Origin of the sequence: Bacteroides sp. MSSM.1001136sp1_RTP21357st2_D2_RTP21359_211015 (genome assembly GCF_040913205.1) — a bacterium.
In the GTDB taxonomy this organism is placed as follows: domain Bacteria; phylum Bacteroidota; class Bacteroidia; order Bacteroidales; family Bacteroidaceae; genus Bacteroides; species Bacteroides ovatus.
The window spans coordinates 1-19,262 of record NZ_JBDFVF010000029.1; the positions used below are offsets into that span (position 1 = coordinate 1).

Annotated in this window: 10 protein-coding genes; all 10 read right to left on the reverse strand. The window is 42.9% G+C overall.

The genetic code is table 11. The annotated features are described in order from the left end of the window. Positions 1–377: 377 nt before the first annotated feature. Complete coding sequence (locus AB5217_RS17745; protein WP_115484896.1) at positions 378–1,613, reverse strand: DcaP family trimeric outer membrane transporter; 1,236 nt, start codon at positions 1,611–1,613, stop codon at positions 378–380. Positions 1,614–1,667: 54 nt separating this feature from the next. Then, the gene (locus tag AB5217_RS17750; RefSeq protein WP_115484893.1) at positions 1,668–2,612 is read right to left on the reverse strand and encodes a tRNA-dihydrouridine synthase family protein; all 945 of its coding nucleotides are present in this window, start codon (positions 2,610–2,612) and stop codon (positions 1,668–1,670) included. A gap of 144 nt (positions 2,613–2,756) precedes the next feature. Continuing rightward, the gene (locus AB5217_RS17755) at positions 2,757–3,857 is read right to left on the reverse strand and encodes a DUF5017 domain-containing protein (protein WP_004298363.1); all 1,101 of its coding nucleotides are present in this window, start codon (positions 3,855–3,857) and stop codon (positions 2,757–2,759) included. Positions 3,858–3,887: 30 nt separating this feature from the next. Beyond that, entirely contained in the window at positions 3,888–5,660 is a 1,773-nt protein-coding gene (locus AB5217_RS17760; protein ID WP_115484892.1) for a RagB/SusD family nutrient uptake outer membrane protein, read from the reverse strand. Positions 5,661–5,687: 27 nt separating this feature from the next. Beyond that, complete coding sequence (locus AB5217_RS17765; protein WP_175353455.1) at positions 5,688–8,846, reverse strand: SusC/RagA family TonB-linked outer membrane protein; 3,159 nt, start codon at positions 8,844–8,846, stop codon at positions 5,688–5,690. A 159-nt stretch (positions 8,847–9,005) separates the two neighbouring features. Next, positions 9,006–10,541 (reverse strand): sulfatase-like hydrolase/transferase, encoded by a 1,536-nt coding sequence (locus tag AB5217_RS17770; protein ID WP_004324282.1) that lies wholly within the window; start codon positions 10,539–10,541, stop codon positions 9,006–9,008. Positions 10,542–10,833: 292 nt separating this feature from the next. After that, positions 10,834–14,892 carry a two-component regulator propeller domain-containing protein gene (locus tag AB5217_RS17775; protein WP_368112766.1) on the reverse strand — a complete coding sequence of 1,353 codons (4,059 nt, stop codon included), beginning with the start codon at positions 14,890–14,892 and terminating at the stop codon, positions 10,834–10,836. A gap of 195 nt (positions 14,893–15,087) precedes the next feature. Continuing rightward, complete coding sequence (locus tag AB5217_RS17780) at positions 15,088–16,383, reverse strand: acetylxylan esterase (protein ID WP_128857391.1); 1,296 nt, start codon at positions 16,381–16,383, stop codon at positions 15,088–15,090. 5 nt (positions 16,384–16,388) lie between these two features. Then, a complete protein-coding gene (locus AB5217_RS17785) occupies positions 16,389–17,459 on the reverse strand; it encodes an endonuclease/exonuclease/phosphatase family protein (protein WP_195443553.1) in 1,071 nt (356 codons plus the stop codon). Positions 17,460–17,481: 22 nt separating this feature from the next. Further along, positions 17,482–19,254, reverse strand: coding sequence for a RagB/SusD family nutrient uptake outer membrane protein (locus AB5217_RS17790; protein ID WP_217724698.1), 1,773 nt, complete (start codon positions 19,252–19,254; stop codon positions 17,482–17,484). Positions 19,255–19,262: the final 8 nt, after the last annotated feature.

Genomic DNA, 19,262 nt, shown 5'->3' on the forward strand with positions numbered 1-19,262 from the left:
TTAGGTTTTAAAAAATATTGAGTAAACTAACTTAGGTATAACAAGCGAAGTTGTCAACTAAATCCAGTACAGTACAGACAATAGGAGATCATTTGCTTTTCCTGATAGGGGAACACTAGTTTCTCGGTGCTGAAACTACAGTTTCCCCACGAGAAACAAAGGTAATGCATTCATGAAATAAATAGGATTGCCTGGAGCTTCCAGAGTGAATACCTCCGCGTTGTGAAATGTAGTTTATCTGTTTCTGGTGACAGCATTATTGTTGTCACACTGCTGTCACCTATTGCTGTCACGGTGTTAATTGTTAATAATCAAACCGTTAAGCAGCAATCGGTGACAGGTGACAGATATATAATTAAAATAATTGTATAGAGAGGTTAGAACATAAACATGGCAACGGCAACAATACGGTTGTTACATACGGCATGGGTATCTTGAATTTTCCCATTGGACGTATTGAGCGAACCATACCATGCAGAGCTTAATGTATATTCCAACCCGAATTTCCAGTGGGGGACATTGTAGGTCAGTTCTGCTCCTGCCGTAACTAATTGGTTAAGGTCAGTTCCTGTTCCATAAAGTTTTGCATCATTTCCTTTGGGAGCATATAGTGCATCACTTGTTCCCAGATTCTTGGCATAGCCTACGAAGATTCCCGGCTTCCATTTCTGTCCGTAGACAACGTTGAACCAAGAGCTGGAGAAACGTATCGGAGTATATTCTTGTTCTCCCGTTTGTTCGTTGACAGACTTGATCCCGAATCCACCCAAACCGGAAGCTTGTGTCAGATTGGATCCTAATACACTCTTCGCAGCGATGAACCAGTCTTTGTTGGTGTATTTCACATGAGCTTCGTATGAAAGAGTTGTGATGCGTTCGTCTACCTTGTATTTATCTGTATTTACTATAGACTCCGTACGTGGTTTCAATGATAACAACTCAATGCCTACGCCGGCCAGCAAACCGCCATTCTTATAATCAGCTCCGACATAAAATTCGGGAATACAGCTTTGCTTCAGATACTTATGTGTTTTCCCTTCCGGTCCTTGTGAAGTATATTGTGATTGCCACACTGCGGCTCCGGTAAGTTGGAAATTCTTGTTTGTATAGCGATAACGAATTTGTGGCGCACGGCTGAAGGGCTGAAACGGTGCTCCTACGGAGAGATTAAGAATCTGCGGAGACACATCTCCGAATAAGGGATGCCAGTTCTGTCCGAGTAATAAAGTTGATTTTCCCCAATCCAGATTCAAATAAGCATGACGAAGGCGAATGACCGAATAAGAAGTGCCTGTGCCGCGGAAGTCGACTTCTACTTTGGCAGATGTCTTGGCTGTTCCCAGTTTTGGACCGGCAACGTCTACTCCAAGGCGCGAATATAAAGTATAGAAGTTACTGTTGGGTGTTGAGTTCAAATCGTTCCCCTCCGGATCACGCACTTTGTCTTTTGGATACATATAAAACAATCCGTCTACGGTTTCTTCGTTAGCACGACTATTATAATAGAAGTCAGTACGAATCTGTCCATAGAATTTGAACTTGAAATCCTGCATTTGTGCGAAACTGCCTGATACGGTTATCAGACAAAGAAAGATTAGAATGTATTTTTTCATAATGTGCATGTTTGTAAACGGGCGCAAAATTACGTAAAATTACTGGTTATCAGTTCATCGTTGATTAAAAAAGACAAGGATTGCCTGATTATATTTGTTGAGACTTGTGCTTTTATGAATTGCTTTCAGTAATTTTCTGTCTGCTTGCGGCATTAAATATTCCCAGAAAGTTTTCATTTTGTTCAGAAGTTGTTCGTCTCCTCCTTCCAACTGTTCTGCATATTGATTGTATACGCATTTGTGCATAGATTGCAATTTTTCTCTCATTTCATCGAACTCGAGTGCACGGTTTTGTCTATACTCCAAAGCTAATGCCGGGTTGGCAAGTAATCCCCGTCCTATCATCATTCCGGCTAGTCCGGGAAACTGTTCCTGAATGCGGTGAATATCTTCTACACTATTGATATCTCCATTATAGATGAGCGGATGCTTGCAGGCATTCTGAAAAGCCTCAAACGCTTTAAGGTCAACTTCTCCTTTGTATTGCTGTTTTCCCAAGCGGGGGTGCATAACCACTTGTCGCAAGGGTAGCTCATTGATAATCGGAGCCAGTTTCAGACATTCTTCCGGATCTTCCCAGCCCAACCTCATTTTGATGGAGAAACTTATTTGCGGATATTCTGTAATCAGGCTAAGTAACGCCTGAACTTCTTCGGGATAAGGAAGAATGCCGGAACCATTGTGGCGTTTAGCCAGCATGGGAAAAGGACATCCCATATTGATGTCGACTTCCTTATATCCCTTTTCAATGAATAGGGATAAGATTTTTTCTGCTTTTTCAAAAGAAGGGGCTATCAGTTGGGGAATCAGATGGGCTACCTGATTATTCCCGGGTTCGATTCCTCGCACATCTCTATGGCGGAATCCGCCTTTTTCGAGTCGTACAAATGGGGTATAATAAGTATCTATACCTCCGAAGCAGGCAGCATGAGCATTACGGTAAAACACTTCGGTGTAACCTTGTAATGGGGCAAAATGAATAGGAAGAGTCTTTGGCATTATTTTTATTTTTGTGCAAAGATACAGAAAAAGTAAAAGAGAGGAACCTCGCGGTCCCTCTCTTTCTGATGTTAAATTGATTAAAGTCTGATTTTTATAAACGTTTTCTATGATTGAAGGTTAGAAAAATTGGGGGATATATTTTTATTCTACAACGTTTATAGTCAGTTCACGTACTACTTGACCACCTTGATGGACGTAGTTTGCATTGTTGGCTACGAAAGTAGCGGTATATGTACCGGCCTCTTCATAGGTATGTGAGTATATCTCCAACGATTGCGAGATATTCTTGATAGCTACACCAGCGTCAGGATCGCAGGAACCGTTAAGGAGGATGGAATTGGAGATAAGCCAAGTATCTCCTTTTGTATACCCTGCTGCTCCGCCACTGGTTACGAAATCGCTTGGCTGGCTAATTCTCCAGAAATAAGGAATATTACCGTCTACAGTAGCATATGCTATTTTATCTGCATATTCTGCGCTTTTCATCTCTTCAAGTGTGAGGTTTTTATTTCCTAATGCTTCCTTCAATTTGGTAAGATGAGTGTTGTTTTTTGAAAGATCATCTAAATTGTAGGTTACATTTAAAGCCGAGAATTCGAAGTTCTTTGCATTAATTGTGGTTGATTTTCCATTGTTGAACTCCAGATTAAGCTGTAAGCCTTTAATATGTATTACAGGCATTGTGCTGCTATTATCAAGAGGGTTGAGGCGGAAAGCAATGCTGATTTCTTTACCCAAGTAAGATATTAAAGGACAAGAATAGTCTTTAGTATCTTTGGTTGCTTTAGGAAGCTCATCTTGGCTGACAAGTTCTGTCCATTCGCAATTAGTAACTGCTTCTTTGTCTTTTTCCACATTGTTGCCACTAATTCCTTCGAATTGATCGGATATTAATATGTGAGTAGAACCTTCGATGGTTTTCGCACTACCATAGTCATATACTACGGAGAAGTTGATTTCACATTTTTCTACGTCTTCCGGTTGCATTTCAATTCTGTTCCGGTGTTTGTATTCGTGCCCTATCTCACCGCTGAAGAAACTGATAAAATCAGGGTCACCATCGAAGCTGAACGTTACAGGGTTTCCTTTCTTTACAGTCACAGTTTTGCCATCGAAGCTGACATTGCTGTCTGTCACCACACCCACTTCCATTGCTGTTTCTTCTTTTAATTCCTTGTCGCATGAAGCCAGGGATAGTCCGGCAAAAGCGATAGTCATCAAACTTTTATATATTATTTTCATGTCCTTTTCTTTTTAAAGTTATTAAGAGAATTACCAACCCGGATTATTCGTCTTGATAGCACCGTTTGATCCTATTTCATTGGCAGGAATCGGGAAATAGTTGTAAGACTTCGGAATATTGAAGTAAGTATATACATTGATTCCGAATTTCCAGGATTCGTCAGCCTGTGCCTTGTCCACTTGTTCCTGCATCAGTTTGTAATAGTCTCCCCAACGGATCAGGTCGAAACGACGTGTGTACTCGAAACAGAGTTCCATTGCACGTTCGTCTTTGATAGCTTTGCGGAAGCTCTCTTCATCCAGATTTGCTGCAAGTTTTTTGATTCCTGCACGTTCTCTTACTGCATTGATACATTCATACGCCAAATCATTGGGACCATGGTTGACTTCATTTTCTGCCTCTGCAATCATTAGCAGAATGTCAGAGTAACGGAGAAGAGGGAAGTTGATGGAAGTATCGTTTTTACTCTTCTTGTCTGCTTCATATTCTCTACGATATTTGGCGGCAGCCCTGTTGCGGTTCTTATTGGCATCGTTCTTCGATTCACGATCACCGTAAGTAGACCCCGGCTCTGTTTTACCATAGCTGAAGGATTTATCCCAGTATTGTTGTTCCACTTCATCTCTTTTTCCCTTTACAAATTCACGACCGTCTACCGGAGTACCTTCTCCTGCTGACTGGGTGTAAGTGAATGGAGCGATATTCCAGTTGCAACGGTCAATGTCATCGTTTGCTTCATACAATTCCAGCAGTTTAGGAGTATTCCAGATAAAAGCGTATGCATAGCCCGGATCACCTTTACCGGTGATGGATGCTTTGGAAGAAAGGTCCTTACCCTGAATGCCGATAATATTACCGATTCTACCTTCTGCACGTACATCCGTTGAACGGTTACCTGTAAATTCTACTTCCCAAATACTTTCATTAGCCTTGGCACCATCCTTATTGAGAGCAGTGTTATACTTATCAGAACAAATGTCGATAAAGAAGTCCCAATATTTGGCAGTCAGTGAATGACCCTCATTCTTAACTAACTGTGCATAGTAACTTGCTTTTTTGAAATATTCTGTAATCTCGGCACTAGTCGTGTTGTTGGCTAAACCCACTTCCTTGTCACGTTTAGGCTCACCGGCCCGGAACATATATACACGCGCCAACATTCCCCAAGCAGCCGATTTAGAAACACGTCCCGGTAAATAGTTCAAATCTTGAGCAGATTTGAGATCCTCGGCAGAACCATACATCTCTTTGATGATAAAGTCGTAAATCGTCTGTTTGTCCGTACGTGGAATGGAGAGGTTATAGGCATCTTCTGTAGAAGTAGTCTTGAAAGGTACATCTCCCCAACATTCTACCAAAGTAAAATAATAGAATGCGCGTAAGAAACGGGCTTCGGCTTTGTACTGCTTGCGGGTATCGTCGTTCATATCGGGCACTGCATCAATATTTTCCAGGAAAATATTGGCTCTGTTGATGCCGGAGTATAATGTGTACCACAATGCTGCAACGGCCGGATCACTTGTATTGGCATTGTTACAGATCAACCCACTTTTGTTAGGTCCGCGGTTGGCACCACCATAGTGTCCCAGATCGTCACCTCCTACAAGGTATAAGAATTCATTTCCGTAGAAGGAACTTTGTCCCAGAATGGCATAGGTTCCTGTTAGCCAAGAGGTAGCGTCCGCTTCATTTTTGAAGAAGTTTTCAGGAGTGGTGTATGTCGGGTCTTTTTCCAGGAAATCGCAGGAAGTCAGGTTAAGTCCGACAAGAAGTGATATGATGATTATTTTTATTGTTTTCATATACGTAATTGTTTGAAGGATGATTGATTAGAAACCTAAGTTTATACCAAAACTGATAGAGTAGGCTCTCGGATAAGCGGAGAAGTCCAGTCCCGGAGTCAGTGCGCCTTCACGGATAGATACTTCCGGGTCGTAACCGGAATACCCTGTACATGTCCATAGATTCTGACCGGCAACGAATACGCGTGCATTGTCTATCTTCCATTTTTTGGTCAGTTGTTTCGGCAGTGTATATCCTAAAGATACGGTCTTCAGACGAAGGAACGAACCATCTTCGATAATACGTGTAGAGAACACTTTGTTAGAACCGGAGTCGGTAGCTCTCGGAATATTACTTTCCGGATTTTCCGGTGTCCAGCGGTCTGCGTAACTTGCGTATTGGTTCAAGTCACGTGTTTTATTGCTGTTCTCGAAGAACAGGCGGTTGGCATTCAATACATCGTTTCCATACGACCATTGGAAGAAGATGCTCAAGTCAAATCCTTTGTATTCGAAATTGTTGGTAAATCCACCCGTATGTTTCGGCATACCGTTACCGATCATAGTACGGTCGTTATCGTCGATGATACCGTCACCATTTAGGTCTGCGTATTTCGGCATACCCGGTTGTGTATTACTTTCGGAAGAGAAATACGGAACATTGCGTTTCAGTGTATATGTATCACCCACTTTGTCGAAATCTTCGTATTTGTATGTACCTTCGTAGATGAATCCGTACATCATTCCCATCGGATAACCCACTTTGGCAATGTAGCTGTATTGGGAGTTATAGTTCTGGTCAAATTTGGCTGCACTCAATAGAGAAGATTGGTTTTCGGCCAGTTCTAATACTTTGTTCTTGTTGAATGCAATATTAAAGTTAGTAGTCCATGAGAAATGACGGTTCTTGATATTGGTCGTGTTCAATGTGAACTCGATACCTTGATTGCGTACCTTTCCTACATTCTTCATGGCACTGAAATAACCGGAAGAGGTGGGGAGTGCAGTATTCAGCAACAGGTCACGAGTCGTTTTACGATACCAATCTACGGTTAATCCGATGCGTTCGTCCAGGAAGCCTAAGTCCAGCCCCAGGTTCCACTGTTCGGTAGTCTCCCATTTCAGTTTTCTGTTTCTTAAGGAAGTGGGCACTGTACCTACACTTGTCAGACTATTTTCGAACGGATATACGCCACTGGGGAGGCTACCGATCGAAATAAAGTCTCCGACTTTATCCTTCAATATCTGATATAAAGCATACGTATCATACTCGCCTACACGGTTGTTACCGGTCAATCCCCAGCTTGCTCTTAATTTACCTGAAGAAACAACAGACTTCAATGGTTTCATAAAATCTTCCTCCATGAATCCCCATGCCAATGAACCGGAAGGGAAGTAGCCGAAACGGTTATCACCACGGAACTTGGAAGAACCGTCGGAACGGAAAGAAACCGTTGCATAATACAATGATTTATAGTTATAGTTCAAACGTCCCAGGAAAGAAAGCATAGACCAGGAACTCTTTAATGATTTAGTCGTACTGGGAGTTCCTTCACTCATTCCCGCCATGCCGAGTGCTTCGTTCGGAATCTGTACCGTTTTGTATGAATAGTATTCATAGTCGGAATTCTGCAGGGTTACACCTACCATGCTATTGAAGAAATGCTTCCGTTTGATATTGCTCTGATAGGTCAGAATATTTTCATTCAACCATGTTGCACGTTGAGAATGGTAGATTTCTGCATTTACCTTATCGGATGATTTCGGATTACCATAACGGGTCTTCGAGTTGTTGAATGTTTCCCCTTTGCGGGTATCGAATGTGTAACCGCCTGAAACTTTCAACTTCAATCCTTTGATAAATTCATATTCTGCAAATCCGTTGAACTGAATGTAGTTCGCATACGTCTTGCGATATTCGTTTTTCAAGGACATGATAGGATTGAAACGATAATCGTTGGTATTGTTTATCGCGTCGTCCATGATGTTATCCATCAATGAGTTTAATGGTCTGTCCGGTTCGGTCACGGGGCGATATCCCCATACACTATAGAACAGGTTATTCATACCACTGTATGAGTTCTGGGAAGGAGAACCACCAGTGGTTGTAGTGCTTGAATAGTTGGTTGTCAGATAGATTTTCAGTTTCTTCTTTTGGATGGTAGTACCCATACGGCCTTGTACACGTTTGTAGTTTGATTCCAATAAGATACCGTCCTGGTCATAATAAGATAAAGAAGCATTGTAGCGAACTCCTTCCGAACCACCGGTCAGGCTGACATTGTGGCTTTGCATCCATGCGCTGCGGAAGATTTCATCCTGCCAGTTATATTGCGGGATATTCCTATAATCTTCCAGTCCCCATTTCTTACCGTCATAATTCATGAAGTAGGTAGTTTCCATATCTTTGGGACTACGTTCTGCCTGTAGTTTGACGAACTCGTATGCATCCATCATCGGAATCGTTTTGGTGATATGCTGAATACCGAAACTTCCGTCATATTTAATTTTAGGCTGACCGATTGTGCCTTTCTTGGTTGTAATCATCACGACACCGTTGGCACCACGGGCACCGTAGATAGCGGTAGCAGAGGCATCCTTCAGGAAATCGAGTGACTCGATATCGTTCTGATTGATGGCTGCGGCTATGGAAGGATCTTCCACCGGGAAACCGTCAATGACATAAAGAGGAGAGTTGTCCTGTGTCAAAGAGTTGTTACCACGGATGACGATGTTCATCTGTCCGCCCGGCATACCTTCGCCCGAACTTACGTTGACACCGGCAATACGTCCGCCTAATGTCTCGCCGAAAGAAGCAGTCGGAGTGCTAAGCAGTTCTGCCATGCTGGCTTTGGCAACAGAACCCGTCAGGTCTCTCTTGCGTATTTCCTGATAGCCGACTACTACCACTTCGTCCAATGTCTTTGTATCTTCCTTCAATGTGATAACCATTGGCTTTTGAGTGTCCGCCTTTATTTCTACAGTGACATAACCAATGAAAGAAATAACCAATATTGAATTCTTATTGGGTACGTTAAAAGCAAATTTACCATCAAGGTCAGTGATTGTTCCTTGTGAAGTACCTTGTACCTGAACACTGGCTCCCGGCACTCCTTCTCCTAAGTTGTCCTTCACTGTACCTTTAACAAGTACCTGTGCAAGTACAAAAGAAACAGAAAATAAGATCAGTCCGATGGAGGAGAGCATCCTTTTTCTAGTTTGAGTGGATAAATGTTTTTTCATATATTAAAAATTAAGTGATTTTATTGAATCTACGCTTGCAAAGATAGACGGATTGAATATTCTAATATGGATAGAATTATTCAAGATTGGTGCAAAATCATACAATTTTTCTGTTCTCATAAACTATTTCTCTTTTATGGATTCTAGTAATTCGGATAACTCTTTCACTATGTCGGGATGTTGTTTTGATACATTCGTTTTCTCCGATGGATCGGAGGATAAATCGTAAAGTTGAGGCTGTTTGTCGTTGCCTAACTCCATTTTCGTCCAATGTTCGATGGCGGGGCCGTCGCTCGGTTCGATGTATTTCCATTGACCTTTTATGATGGCAAGTGTGTTATTGAGATTCTGTTGAACGACATACTCACGGTTTGTATTATTTTTGCCGAGGAGAACGTTCAGATGTTCCTGACTGTCGGGGGCAGCTCCTTTGCGTAAAGGTTGGTCCAAAAGTGAGGCGAGCGATGCATACACATCTATTTGAGAGAAAAGAGCTTGTTGCTTGTTCGGCTTCACCCGGGCAGGCCAACGGACAATAAATGGAACGCGTGTACCCGCTTCGTAAGCACTGTATTTCCCACCACGGTAGATACCCATCGGAGTATGTCCGTTGAGAAGTTCGTAAGCTTGGTCTTGATAGCCGTCGTCGATAACAGGACCGTTATCGCTGGTAAAGATCAGGATAGTGTTGTCTGCGATGTGGAGGCTGTCCAGTGTGTGCATGATTTCACCGATAGTCCAGTCCAGTTGCAGGATGACGTCGCCACGAGTGCCGAGTCCGCTTTTGCCTGCGAAACGTGGGTGGGGGATGCGCGGTACATGTACGTCTTGCGTACCCATATATAAGAAGAAGGGTTCTTCCTGATGGGATGCAATGAAATTCTTAGCCTTATGGGTGATGATATCGGCTATGTCTTCATCTTTCCAAAGGGCGGATTTTCCTCCGGTCATCCAGCCGATACGGGGAATGCCGTTGATAATTGTATTGTTGTGTCCCTGGCTGGGTTTTAAAGTGACGAGCTCCGGGTTCTCTTCTCCCGTAGGCCAGTCGCCGACTTTGTGGTCGTAACTTACGGTGATAGGATCATTGGGGTCAAGTCCTACGACATGTCCGTTTTCTACAAATACACAAGGTACACGGTCTACGGTAGCCGGAATAATAAATTCGTAGTCAAAACCGATGCTTTGTGCATTAGGGGTAATCCGGTTGTTAAAGTCGGTTCCACCTTTCGGACCGAGTCCCAGATGCCATTTGCCTACTGCACCGGTTGCGTATCCTGCATCTTTCAGCATATCTGCCATGGTGACGCAGGTAGTGTCGATAATGAGTTCAGAGTTGCCGGGAGCGATTCCTGTGTTTTCTTGTCTCCAGGGGTACATACCTGTCAGGAGTCCGAAACGGGAAGGAGTGCTGGTGGCAGAAGTTGCATAAGCATTGGTGAATTGTACTCCTTGTCCTGCCAACCGGTCGATGTTGGGAGTACTCACTTTCGTTGCTCCATAACAGCTTAAATCACCAATGCCGAGATCATCTGCAAATATATAAATAATGTTAGGCTTTTGGTTATTCTGCCCATTGCTCTTTTGGGGTGCATGACTGCATCCTGACAGCGTGACGATGCCGGACAATAGGGGAAGTAGACGCGAAACGTTTTTCATAATGCTGAATGTTTTAGGAAATAATGTAATGAACACAAAGATAAGCGATTGGAAGAAAAAGAATGAGTAGGAATGTACAAGTGAAGTACAAAATAGTACACTTAAGAAGTTACCTTCTTTATTCGGGCGAAGATGTCCGGACTAAGAAACCGTTTATATCATAAATTTAGGCACGGATTACACGGATTAACGCTGTTGTTTTCATACTCATCGTTTTTTAATCCGTGAAATCCGTGTGATCCGTGCCTAATAATATAAGATTATTTTGCAAGAGTGCTTGTATAGTTACCTGCTAATCTGTTTCTTCTCCGTCTCCTTCTTCTTCGCTCTCTTCTCCTTTACGATAAGCCAGCGGACTGACGTGATAAATCTCCTTGAAACATTTACTGAAATAGCGGGAGGAGGAGAACCCAATCCGGTCAGAGATCTCCGTGATATTCAGCTCCGGGTTATTCCTTAACATGACAGCGCCTTTTTTGAGACGTATGCTTAGGATGAAATCATTCGGGGTCTGGCCTGTAACTGCTTTCAGTTTAGTGAATAGGTTCGTACGTGCCATACCCATTTCGCGGGCGAAGATATTAACGTTGAAATCCGTATTGTCCAGATGGCGTTCGATAATGGCCATCGCGCGGTCGAGCATCTCCTTATCCATCGGGTTGGTAGCCAACATTTGGGCAAAAGCCTGTGGTTGTTTGCTGAACTTCTCTTGCAATAGCCGGCGGGAGTTAACCAGGTTATTGCAGCGGGAAATCAGAAGATTGGTATTAAACGGTTTCGTGATATAATCATCCGCACCAATCTTCAAACCTTCGATATTGTGCTCTATAGCAGTACGTGCAGTTAATAATACCACCGGAATATGGCAAGTGTTAAAGTCCGTCTTGATCTGTTTGCAAAGTTCCGTACCCGACATGCGTGGCATTACGACATCACTTAAAATGATGCTCGGCATATCCTTCTGTATCATTTCTAATGCTTCTACTCCGTCGGAAGCCGTACTGACTTGATAGAATGTTTCGAAAATACCGACTAACATCTGCTTGATAGATTCATTGTCTTCCACTATCAGCATTTTGGCGTCTTCGATGCGCTTGTTATCTTCTTCTTTCCATTCCGAATCAGGGATTATTTCTACTGAAGGAACAATAGTCTCTGTTTGCTGGATGGTTTCCGTATCATCTTTCGCTATTTGCTCTTCTGTGAAGTGTTCCTTGCCTAGTTTGAGGGTGATAATGAAACTGCTTCCTTTGCCCGGTTCGCTTTCTACCCGGATTGTGCCGTGATGAAGTTCCACAATTCCTTTCGTCAGTGCCAGTCCGATGCCTGTACCGGCTCCGGTATTCAGCGAGTTGAGATGTTCGGTCTGGTAGAAACGGTCGAATATCTTATCAATTTCGGCAGCGGCGATACCTGTACCGGTATCTTTTATTTCAATGATGACATGGTCTTTCTCCTGCGATACATTAATCGAAATCGTATCTTCGGCCTTGGTATGCTTCACTGCATTAGACAGCAGGTTGTTTATCACTTTCTGCATCTGTTTTTGGTCATACCATACTTCAATGTCATCCTTCTGTTTGTTGAACTTGAAGTTGATTTGTTTACTGCTCGCATATTCGAGGAAGAGCAGATAATTCTCATACAGGAAGTTAACCAGATTGTGCTGGCTAACTTTGATCTTCATGTGACCCTGTTCCTGTTTACGGAAATCAAGTAGTTCCGTAATCAGTTCCCGTAATTGGAGACTGTTCTTGTAGATTCCCAACACCTTATTATATATATTAGGCGTAAATGTCTGCACCTGCAACAAAGTTTCCACTTGTCCCACGATCAGCGTTAACGGTGTGCGGAATTCGTGCGAGATGTTAGTGAAGAAACGGAGTTTCGACTGGTTCAATGCTTCGAGGTCTTCAATATGCTTCTTTTCGTACTTCAAAGACTCACGGAGTTTGATGCGCGAATTATAGTTCTGAATAAGATACCATAACAGGCTGATAGTGACAATGGTATAAATCAGGTAAGCCCACCATGTCTCATACCATGAAGGGAGTACGATAATCAGCAGTCTGGCCTCTTTTATTCCTTCCCTCTGTGATTTGATGACAAGGGTATATTTACCCGGATTCAGGTTTGTATAAGTAATCAGCGTTTGCTTCCGGTAAGTATGGTTCCATTCGTCTGAGAAACCCTCCAGGCGATAGAGAATTTCATCTCTGTTGGCAGGGATGAAGTTGGAAGTGGCATATTCGATGCTAAACATCGATTGATTCGCTTTCAGACTGATTTCCGGAGTATGACAGATCGACTGTTCCAGGATGCCGCTTTCATCTCCCGGAACTACTTCTTTTCCGTTGACAAACAGGCGGGAAAGAATGATATTATATGATTTGGGAGTGAAATGTAATTTTTTCTCCCAGAAAGAAATCATTCCCTGAATACCGCCAAGGAATACTTCTCCGTCATGTGTCACAAATAGTGCGTTTTCATTGACGGCAGTCAACGGGAATCCATTCTCCGTACCGTAATTATAGAATTTCTTGCTTGGATAGTTGAACTGTGAGAATCCCTGATTGGTAATCAGCAATAAGTCTCCTTTCTGTATGGACGATTCGCATACTTCGTAGATACAGTCGCTGGATAAACCATCTGTCTGTACATCGAAGTTTTCAAAGTCATCACTTGCCTTACGGTAACGGTCGAGACCGCTTCCGGAGGTGCAGAACCACAGATTACCGTTACTGTCCTGCATGATACTGTTGATATTATTGTTGCTAAGACTGTTCGGATTAGCGGGATTGTGTGGATAATTAGTAAGTTTACCGCTGTCGAACCGGTAAGAATAAACACCCTCCCCGGTAGCCGCAATCCACAATGTACCGTCTTTATCAATGCAAAGACTGGCTACCATGCCAATACCTCTTCCTTCTTTAGTCTCTTTGAAGAGCTGTTGGCAAGCGCCTGTTGCCGGATTGAAAAGACAAACACCGTTTTGTGTGGCGACAACCAGCTTGTCCTTATAAGGTACAATGTCTCGGACGATATCCGAAGGTAGTGAGGTTGGGTCTCCGGCTTTCATTCGGTAGACTGTGAAACGGTTAGTACGCAGGTCGAGTTTGTTCAATCCTCCCAAGTGTGTACCTATCCACATGATTTCATTAGTCCGGTCGTAGTAGATTGCTTTGACATTGTTATGGGAAATGCTATTTTTGCCCTCTTCGTGGCGATACCACCGATAGGTGTTATCCTTCCGGTTATACACATTCACGCCGCCGCCTTCGGTACAAATCCACAGGTTTCCGTCCTTATCTTCAGTCATTCTACCGACGATCAGACTACTTAGACCTTCTTTCTCTGTATCTCCGGTTTTGTAACGGGTATAGATTTCATATTCTGGATTGAAATAGTTGACACCTCCGAAATAAGTACCCAGCCAAATTGTTCCTTGTTCATCTTTGACGATGCACCAGATGGAGGAGTGGGTAAGTCCGTCGGGTTTGTTCGCGTTGGCAGTGTAAAGTTGGAATTTACCTGTGCTCTTTTCATAGCGATTTAACCCGTGAAAGGTTCCTATCCACAGATTTCCTGCATTATCTTCACAGCAACTCCTTACGAAGTCAGCACAAATACTGTTTGGATTTTTGGGATCATGACGGAAGTTCTCGATGGTACCGTCTGTTTTTATCCGGTAGAGTCCTTCTTCCCAAGTACAGATCCATAATTCTTTAGACGAATCTTCGTAAATACTCGCAATATTACCTCTTGTGACGGGTTGGGAAATCTTTTTGTCTCCCGATAAACAGTAAAGTCCGTTACTGGTAGTTCCCATCCACAGATTTTTCTTTTCGTCCAGGTGGAGACAGGAGAGGGTGATATCTTTTCCGGCAAGATGATAGTAGAGATCGAAGTTTCCGGTACTTTCATTATATACAAACACTTCTTCTCTTTTCCCGATATATAATTTCTCGTTGAAATAAATAGCATCCACATTGCCTTGCAGCAACGTTTTGAATCTTTGTGTGGTCAGATCGAACTCTGCTACCCCGTCCGTACAGAGCAGGTATACCTTCCCGTTTTTGTTTCCGGTGATACGCAGCACTGTATTGCTGAACAAACTGTTCGGATCGTTTTTATTAAGTTTGAAACTTTTGATATCGTTACCGTTATACCGGTTCAGTCCTTCACGCGTGCCGATCCATATAATTCCCCGTTCATCAATATAAAGGCTATTGACAGAAAATTGGGAGAGTCCGTCGTCCGTGGTCAAGTGGCTAAAAGTGATGTTTTGACCTTGTGTGCGGACTCCAGCTACGCTTAAAAATAGCAGAAATAAAAGAATTACTTTTCTCACTAATTTATTTTTTAAGGTGTTTACATCTATGCAAATATATTGTTTTTATTCGATTTCAGTGAATCTTATTAGAAGAAAGTAACTATAAAACACCGGAAGAGAATTCTATTTAACAGAATTACTCTTCCGGTTTCTAACCTAACTAACCTCTTGTTATAGTGTTTGTGCCTGTTTCGTTTTTATCAGTTCAGATTATTACCACACTACATACTGATTGAAAAAACGAGTACTTTCAGCAATCCATGAGTCCATGTTCTCATAAGCTGCAAAGTGTCCTGATGTAGGGTAACATATCCAGCGTTTAGGTGTACGGATGTGATTGTATGCTGCAAAATTTGTATGTGGTGGTGTAATGTTGTCCTGAAGTCCGAATCCCATTAATACTGGGCATTTGATCCATCCGGTCAGATTCTTCAAGTCAAAGTAAGTTAGTAATGAGAATATTTTATCTTTGTCAATATTCTGCCGGGCAGCTCCTTCGAATACCAAGTTGGCAGGCCAGTGAACCAAACGGAAATAATCGGGATAGTCTGACAGAAAGGGTACGATAGGCGCAGCTGCGGAAATACGATGGTCGAGTGACGCTGCTGCTAATGTGAGCGCTCCACCTTGCGAAATACCTGTAGCAAAAAGGTTTTGTCCGTCAAAGCATGGCTGAGCAAAAATAAAATCAATACTGCGGACTGTATCAGCAAAAGCACCTCTGTAATAGTAATGTTTGGGTGAATCCAGTCCGAAAGCAATCCACTCACCAAAGCGGTTATAAGGTTTGTTGAGGCCTTGTCCACGGGGTGGAATGACCAAGATACACCAACCGGGATAGTCGTCGGGACTGGGAATCCAGGTGACGGCATCATAACCTTGATAAACCACTACGGCCGGATGACTCTGACCATCTGTAGGGACTGCCCAATACCCCCGTAAGATTTCTCCTTCAAGCGAGCGCATTTCTACTTCGTAAACATCACGCTCTGGCTTCGAAGATTCAGGTAGACGTGTCATTTTATAGGCAGGGTGTACACGTTTAAGTTCGGTGATGGTTTTATTCCAAAATCTTTTTAAGTTAGGGGGACCATCCGGTTTGGATAAAATCTGTTCGGCTTCGTATCCAAAGAAGAAATGTTTCAGAGTGTCGGTGCCGGCAATGAAACAAGCCTGGTAAAACCCGGGAGTGAGATTCGTGAGACTGACTGGTGCACGACTGCGAAAGCCTCCACCGGGAGCCATCGAATCTGTTCCGAAAGAGTAGGTTATAAAGGTAGACGATACAGCATTGCCGAAATCTGTTGCAATGTCCATACGTATCCTATCCGAAAAACTTGACTGTGCAGATGTCAATTCCAGCATGAAGCGTACTGGATGTTCGTTATCGAACATCCAGTTTTGCTCAACAGGAATATTGAGATTTATGGTCTCCTGTGTATAACTTTTTATTGAGTATCCGGTCAGGAGTATAATGATGTATATCCACTTTTGCATCCTGTTAATCATTGTAATTACTCTTTGATATAAAACGTAATCAGCACTCCTTTATGATCGCTTGGCCACTGATTGTTTACGGGCGGAATGATTGGATCTTTGGTTTGTTCTTCTATTCTTTGTCCGCGTACAATAGAGCCTGTTGGACCTACTATCTGGGCACTTTTTATTTGTAGATTTTTATTTGGATAATAGTAAACGAAATCAATTCGTTCGCGTTCATCTGCCTCCGGTGCCCATGAGAGATTCTCTGGAATGACAGATTTATTGTCTGCAGGGAAAGTGAATCCCGGACATTTCACCGGATCGGGATGAATTACCCGGTAGGCATCTTTATATCCCCGTTGAACCAACAATTTGGAAGTTCCCCAATTGACGATACATCCGCGATGATCGAATAGATCTTTTGTATCGGCCTGCCAATCCAGATAAGAAGGCTCATTCAGATCTCCGGCAAAAAACACGAGTGCTCCTTGCTCTAGCTCTTTGGCAGCGTTGTTGATAAAAGCTTGGGCGGATTCTATACGGTCTGATTCTTCGCAGACAGCAAGTATCTTGTTTACATCAGTGATAGGAGCCGGAAGTTTATCCCAATTAACGCTACCGTCATTGTATCCCCGGGGATAGTAACAGGTGTAGTAACGATACTCTGAATGTGCCGGGTAAACGGCCACTCGTTTCCCATTGACATCCAGAATCGCTTTGAACATCCATTTGTTGATGCGTTCTGTCTCTTTGATCGGATATTTTGATATGACCGCTCTTCCGTCTATTCGTGCATCGTAATAGATGAGTCCCTTATCTTTAAGCCCTTGCATTAGTTTAGGCATCACGGGATCGTCTTGTGGACCTTTATATAATTCGCAAAATGTAGCAATGTCTGGCTGTAGGGTAGCAATCTGTTCTATCAGATATTCCGGAGCATGCTCCACCTTGGTACACTCCACCCATAAGTTGAGTTGAAGGAACTTAATCTCTGTTTTCTTTCCTGTTTCTTCTTCCGGTACAGATGCTTCCGTATCGGTTTTAGAACATGCAGTGATAACAGGAAGTATGGCAATAATAATAGTTAATAACCACTTTTGCATAATCTGTATTTTTTAGATTTGATTACCAGCCCGGATTCTGACAGTTAGTTCCTGAAGCATTCTGTAACCGGATTGCTTCGTCACCCGGTATTGGATATAATAGGAATTTTTCACTATATGCTTTTCGGTTATTATCTACTACAAAACGGGAGTAACTTCCATCTGAGTTTGCTTTCATTCCGGTGATTACTTTATCTGTTTGATCCAGTATCTTCCAACGGCGTACATCAAAGAAGCGGTGTTCTTCAAAAGCAAGTTCTACGCGTCTTTCGTTCCTGATTCGCAGACGAAACTGATCACAGGATAATCCGTAAGGAATGCCTGGCATACCTACTCTGGAACGTACTGCATTGACTGCGTCTACCGCATCATTGGGTACAGTTCCGGTAGTGGATGCTTCATTAGCTGCCTCTGCATAATTCAAATATAATTCAGCCAGGCGGAACTCTTTGAAGTAGCCATCCAGATTGCCGGAACGTCCGGATTTATAATGCGAGAACTTACGTGTATAATAGCCGGTACAGGTGTAACGTGCATTACTGGGATCAAGTGCACAGTTTCCTCCTGTCTTGGTTGAGAGTAGTGCACCGGTTTCCAGGTTTAGTTTGGAACCATCATAATAAATAGAAGCTTTAAGACGCGGATCACGGTTCTCATACGGTTTGGCTTGATTGTAGAGACCTTGAACAGCCGAATTCAAGTTAGGCTGCAGATGATTGGCATCTAGATAAGGGCTCTCTAAATTGAGCAGAGGATAAGATTCTGTCATGTCACCGTTCACAACTTCATAGGCATCAAGTAGCTCTTGCGACGGACACGCACCGGCATCTGTCTGCCCGTCGGTAGTTGGCAGGCCAGCATAATTCCACATATACATCTGTCCAACTTCCATAATGGTTTCTTTGTCATTAACTACTGGCAAGTCAGTGCGCGAATAGAAATACACATCATAAGGAGAATAACCAGCTGTAGCATTCGGCTGTTTCTTATAAAGTTCATAATTGTTCGCCAGACAGTCATCCAGAGATTTTTTAGTAATTTCTGCGGCTTCTGTCCAAGTGATTGTTCCGTCATTGTACAGAGGGCTGGCTGCATAGAGTGATATCTGCGAACGGATGGCTGCACAGATGGCTTTTGTCATAACGTGACGGTAGTTCTCCTTATCTAATGAACGCCATCCCCATTCTTCAACAGTGGGAATATCAATAGCAGCCTGACAATCAGCCAATATTTGGCGGGCACACTCGCCAAATGTACCTCTCTTAACCTTGGTATAATCGTAGTCGGGAGTTGTTATGATAGGAACACCTCCATAACGTTTCACCAATTGAAGATAATAGAAAGCACGTAATGTAAGTACCTGTGCCTTGAAACTGTTACGTATATCTTCCGAGTAGACATTGGCAGTAGGGATATTGGCAAGAAAGATATTACAGGCACGAATCCCTTGATAATAATAATTGTAGTTTTCCGGATTGCCTTCGATGCCCTCCAGCGGATTGCTGAAGGGAGATAATTGTCCTTCATTCCATTTGCGGGTAACTCCGTTCTGTAGTTCCCAGGAATCTTTGGCTTCATCCGTACAACCAGCTAGCATGGTATAGTTATAGTTCATCCCGTAATTCAGAATCCATCCATAACATTGATTCATATAAGTATACGTTTTACGGTTCGTGGTAAACAAATCGCTGTAATCCGTACGGCCGTCCGGATGATCTTCAATTTCAGTACATCCTATGAATGAGGATAATATGAGCAAGGAGAATACTCCTGATATGATTTTATTTATTTTCATAACTTCAG

Coding starts and splice junctions, on each gene's coding strand:
- AB5217_RS17780 (WP_128857391.1), bottom strand. CDS start 16,383: ATGATTAACAGGATGCAAAAGTGGATATACATCATTATACTCCTGACC.
- AB5217_RS17760 (WP_115484892.1), bottom strand. CDS start 5,660: ATGAAAACAATAAAAATAATCATCATATCACTTCTTGTCGGACTTAAC.
- AB5217_RS17785 (WP_195443553.1), bottom strand. CDS start 17,459: ATGCAAAAGTGGTTATTAACTATTATTATTGCCATACTTCCTGTTATC.
- AB5217_RS17770 (WP_004324282.1), bottom strand. CDS start 10,541: ATGAAAAACGTTTCGCGTCTACTTCCCCTATTGTCCGGCATCGTCACG.
- AB5217_RS17765 (WP_175353455.1), bottom strand. CDS start 8,846: ATGCTCTCCTCCATCGGACTGATCTTATTTTCTGTTTCTTTTGTACTT.
- AB5217_RS17790 (WP_217724698.1), bottom strand. CDS start 19,254: ATGAAAATAAATAAAATCATATCAGGAGTATTCTCCTTGCTCATATTA.
- AB5217_RS17750 (WP_115484893.1), bottom strand. CDS start 2,612: ATGCCAAAGACTCTTCCTATTCATTTTGCCCCATTACAAGGTTACACC.
- AB5217_RS17755 (WP_004298363.1), bottom strand. CDS start 3,857: ATGAAAATAATATATAAAAGTTTGATGACTATCGCTTTTGCCGGACTA.
- AB5217_RS17745 (WP_115484896.1), bottom strand. CDS start 1,613: ATGAAAAAATACATTCTAATCTTTCTTTGTCTGATAACCGTATCAGGC.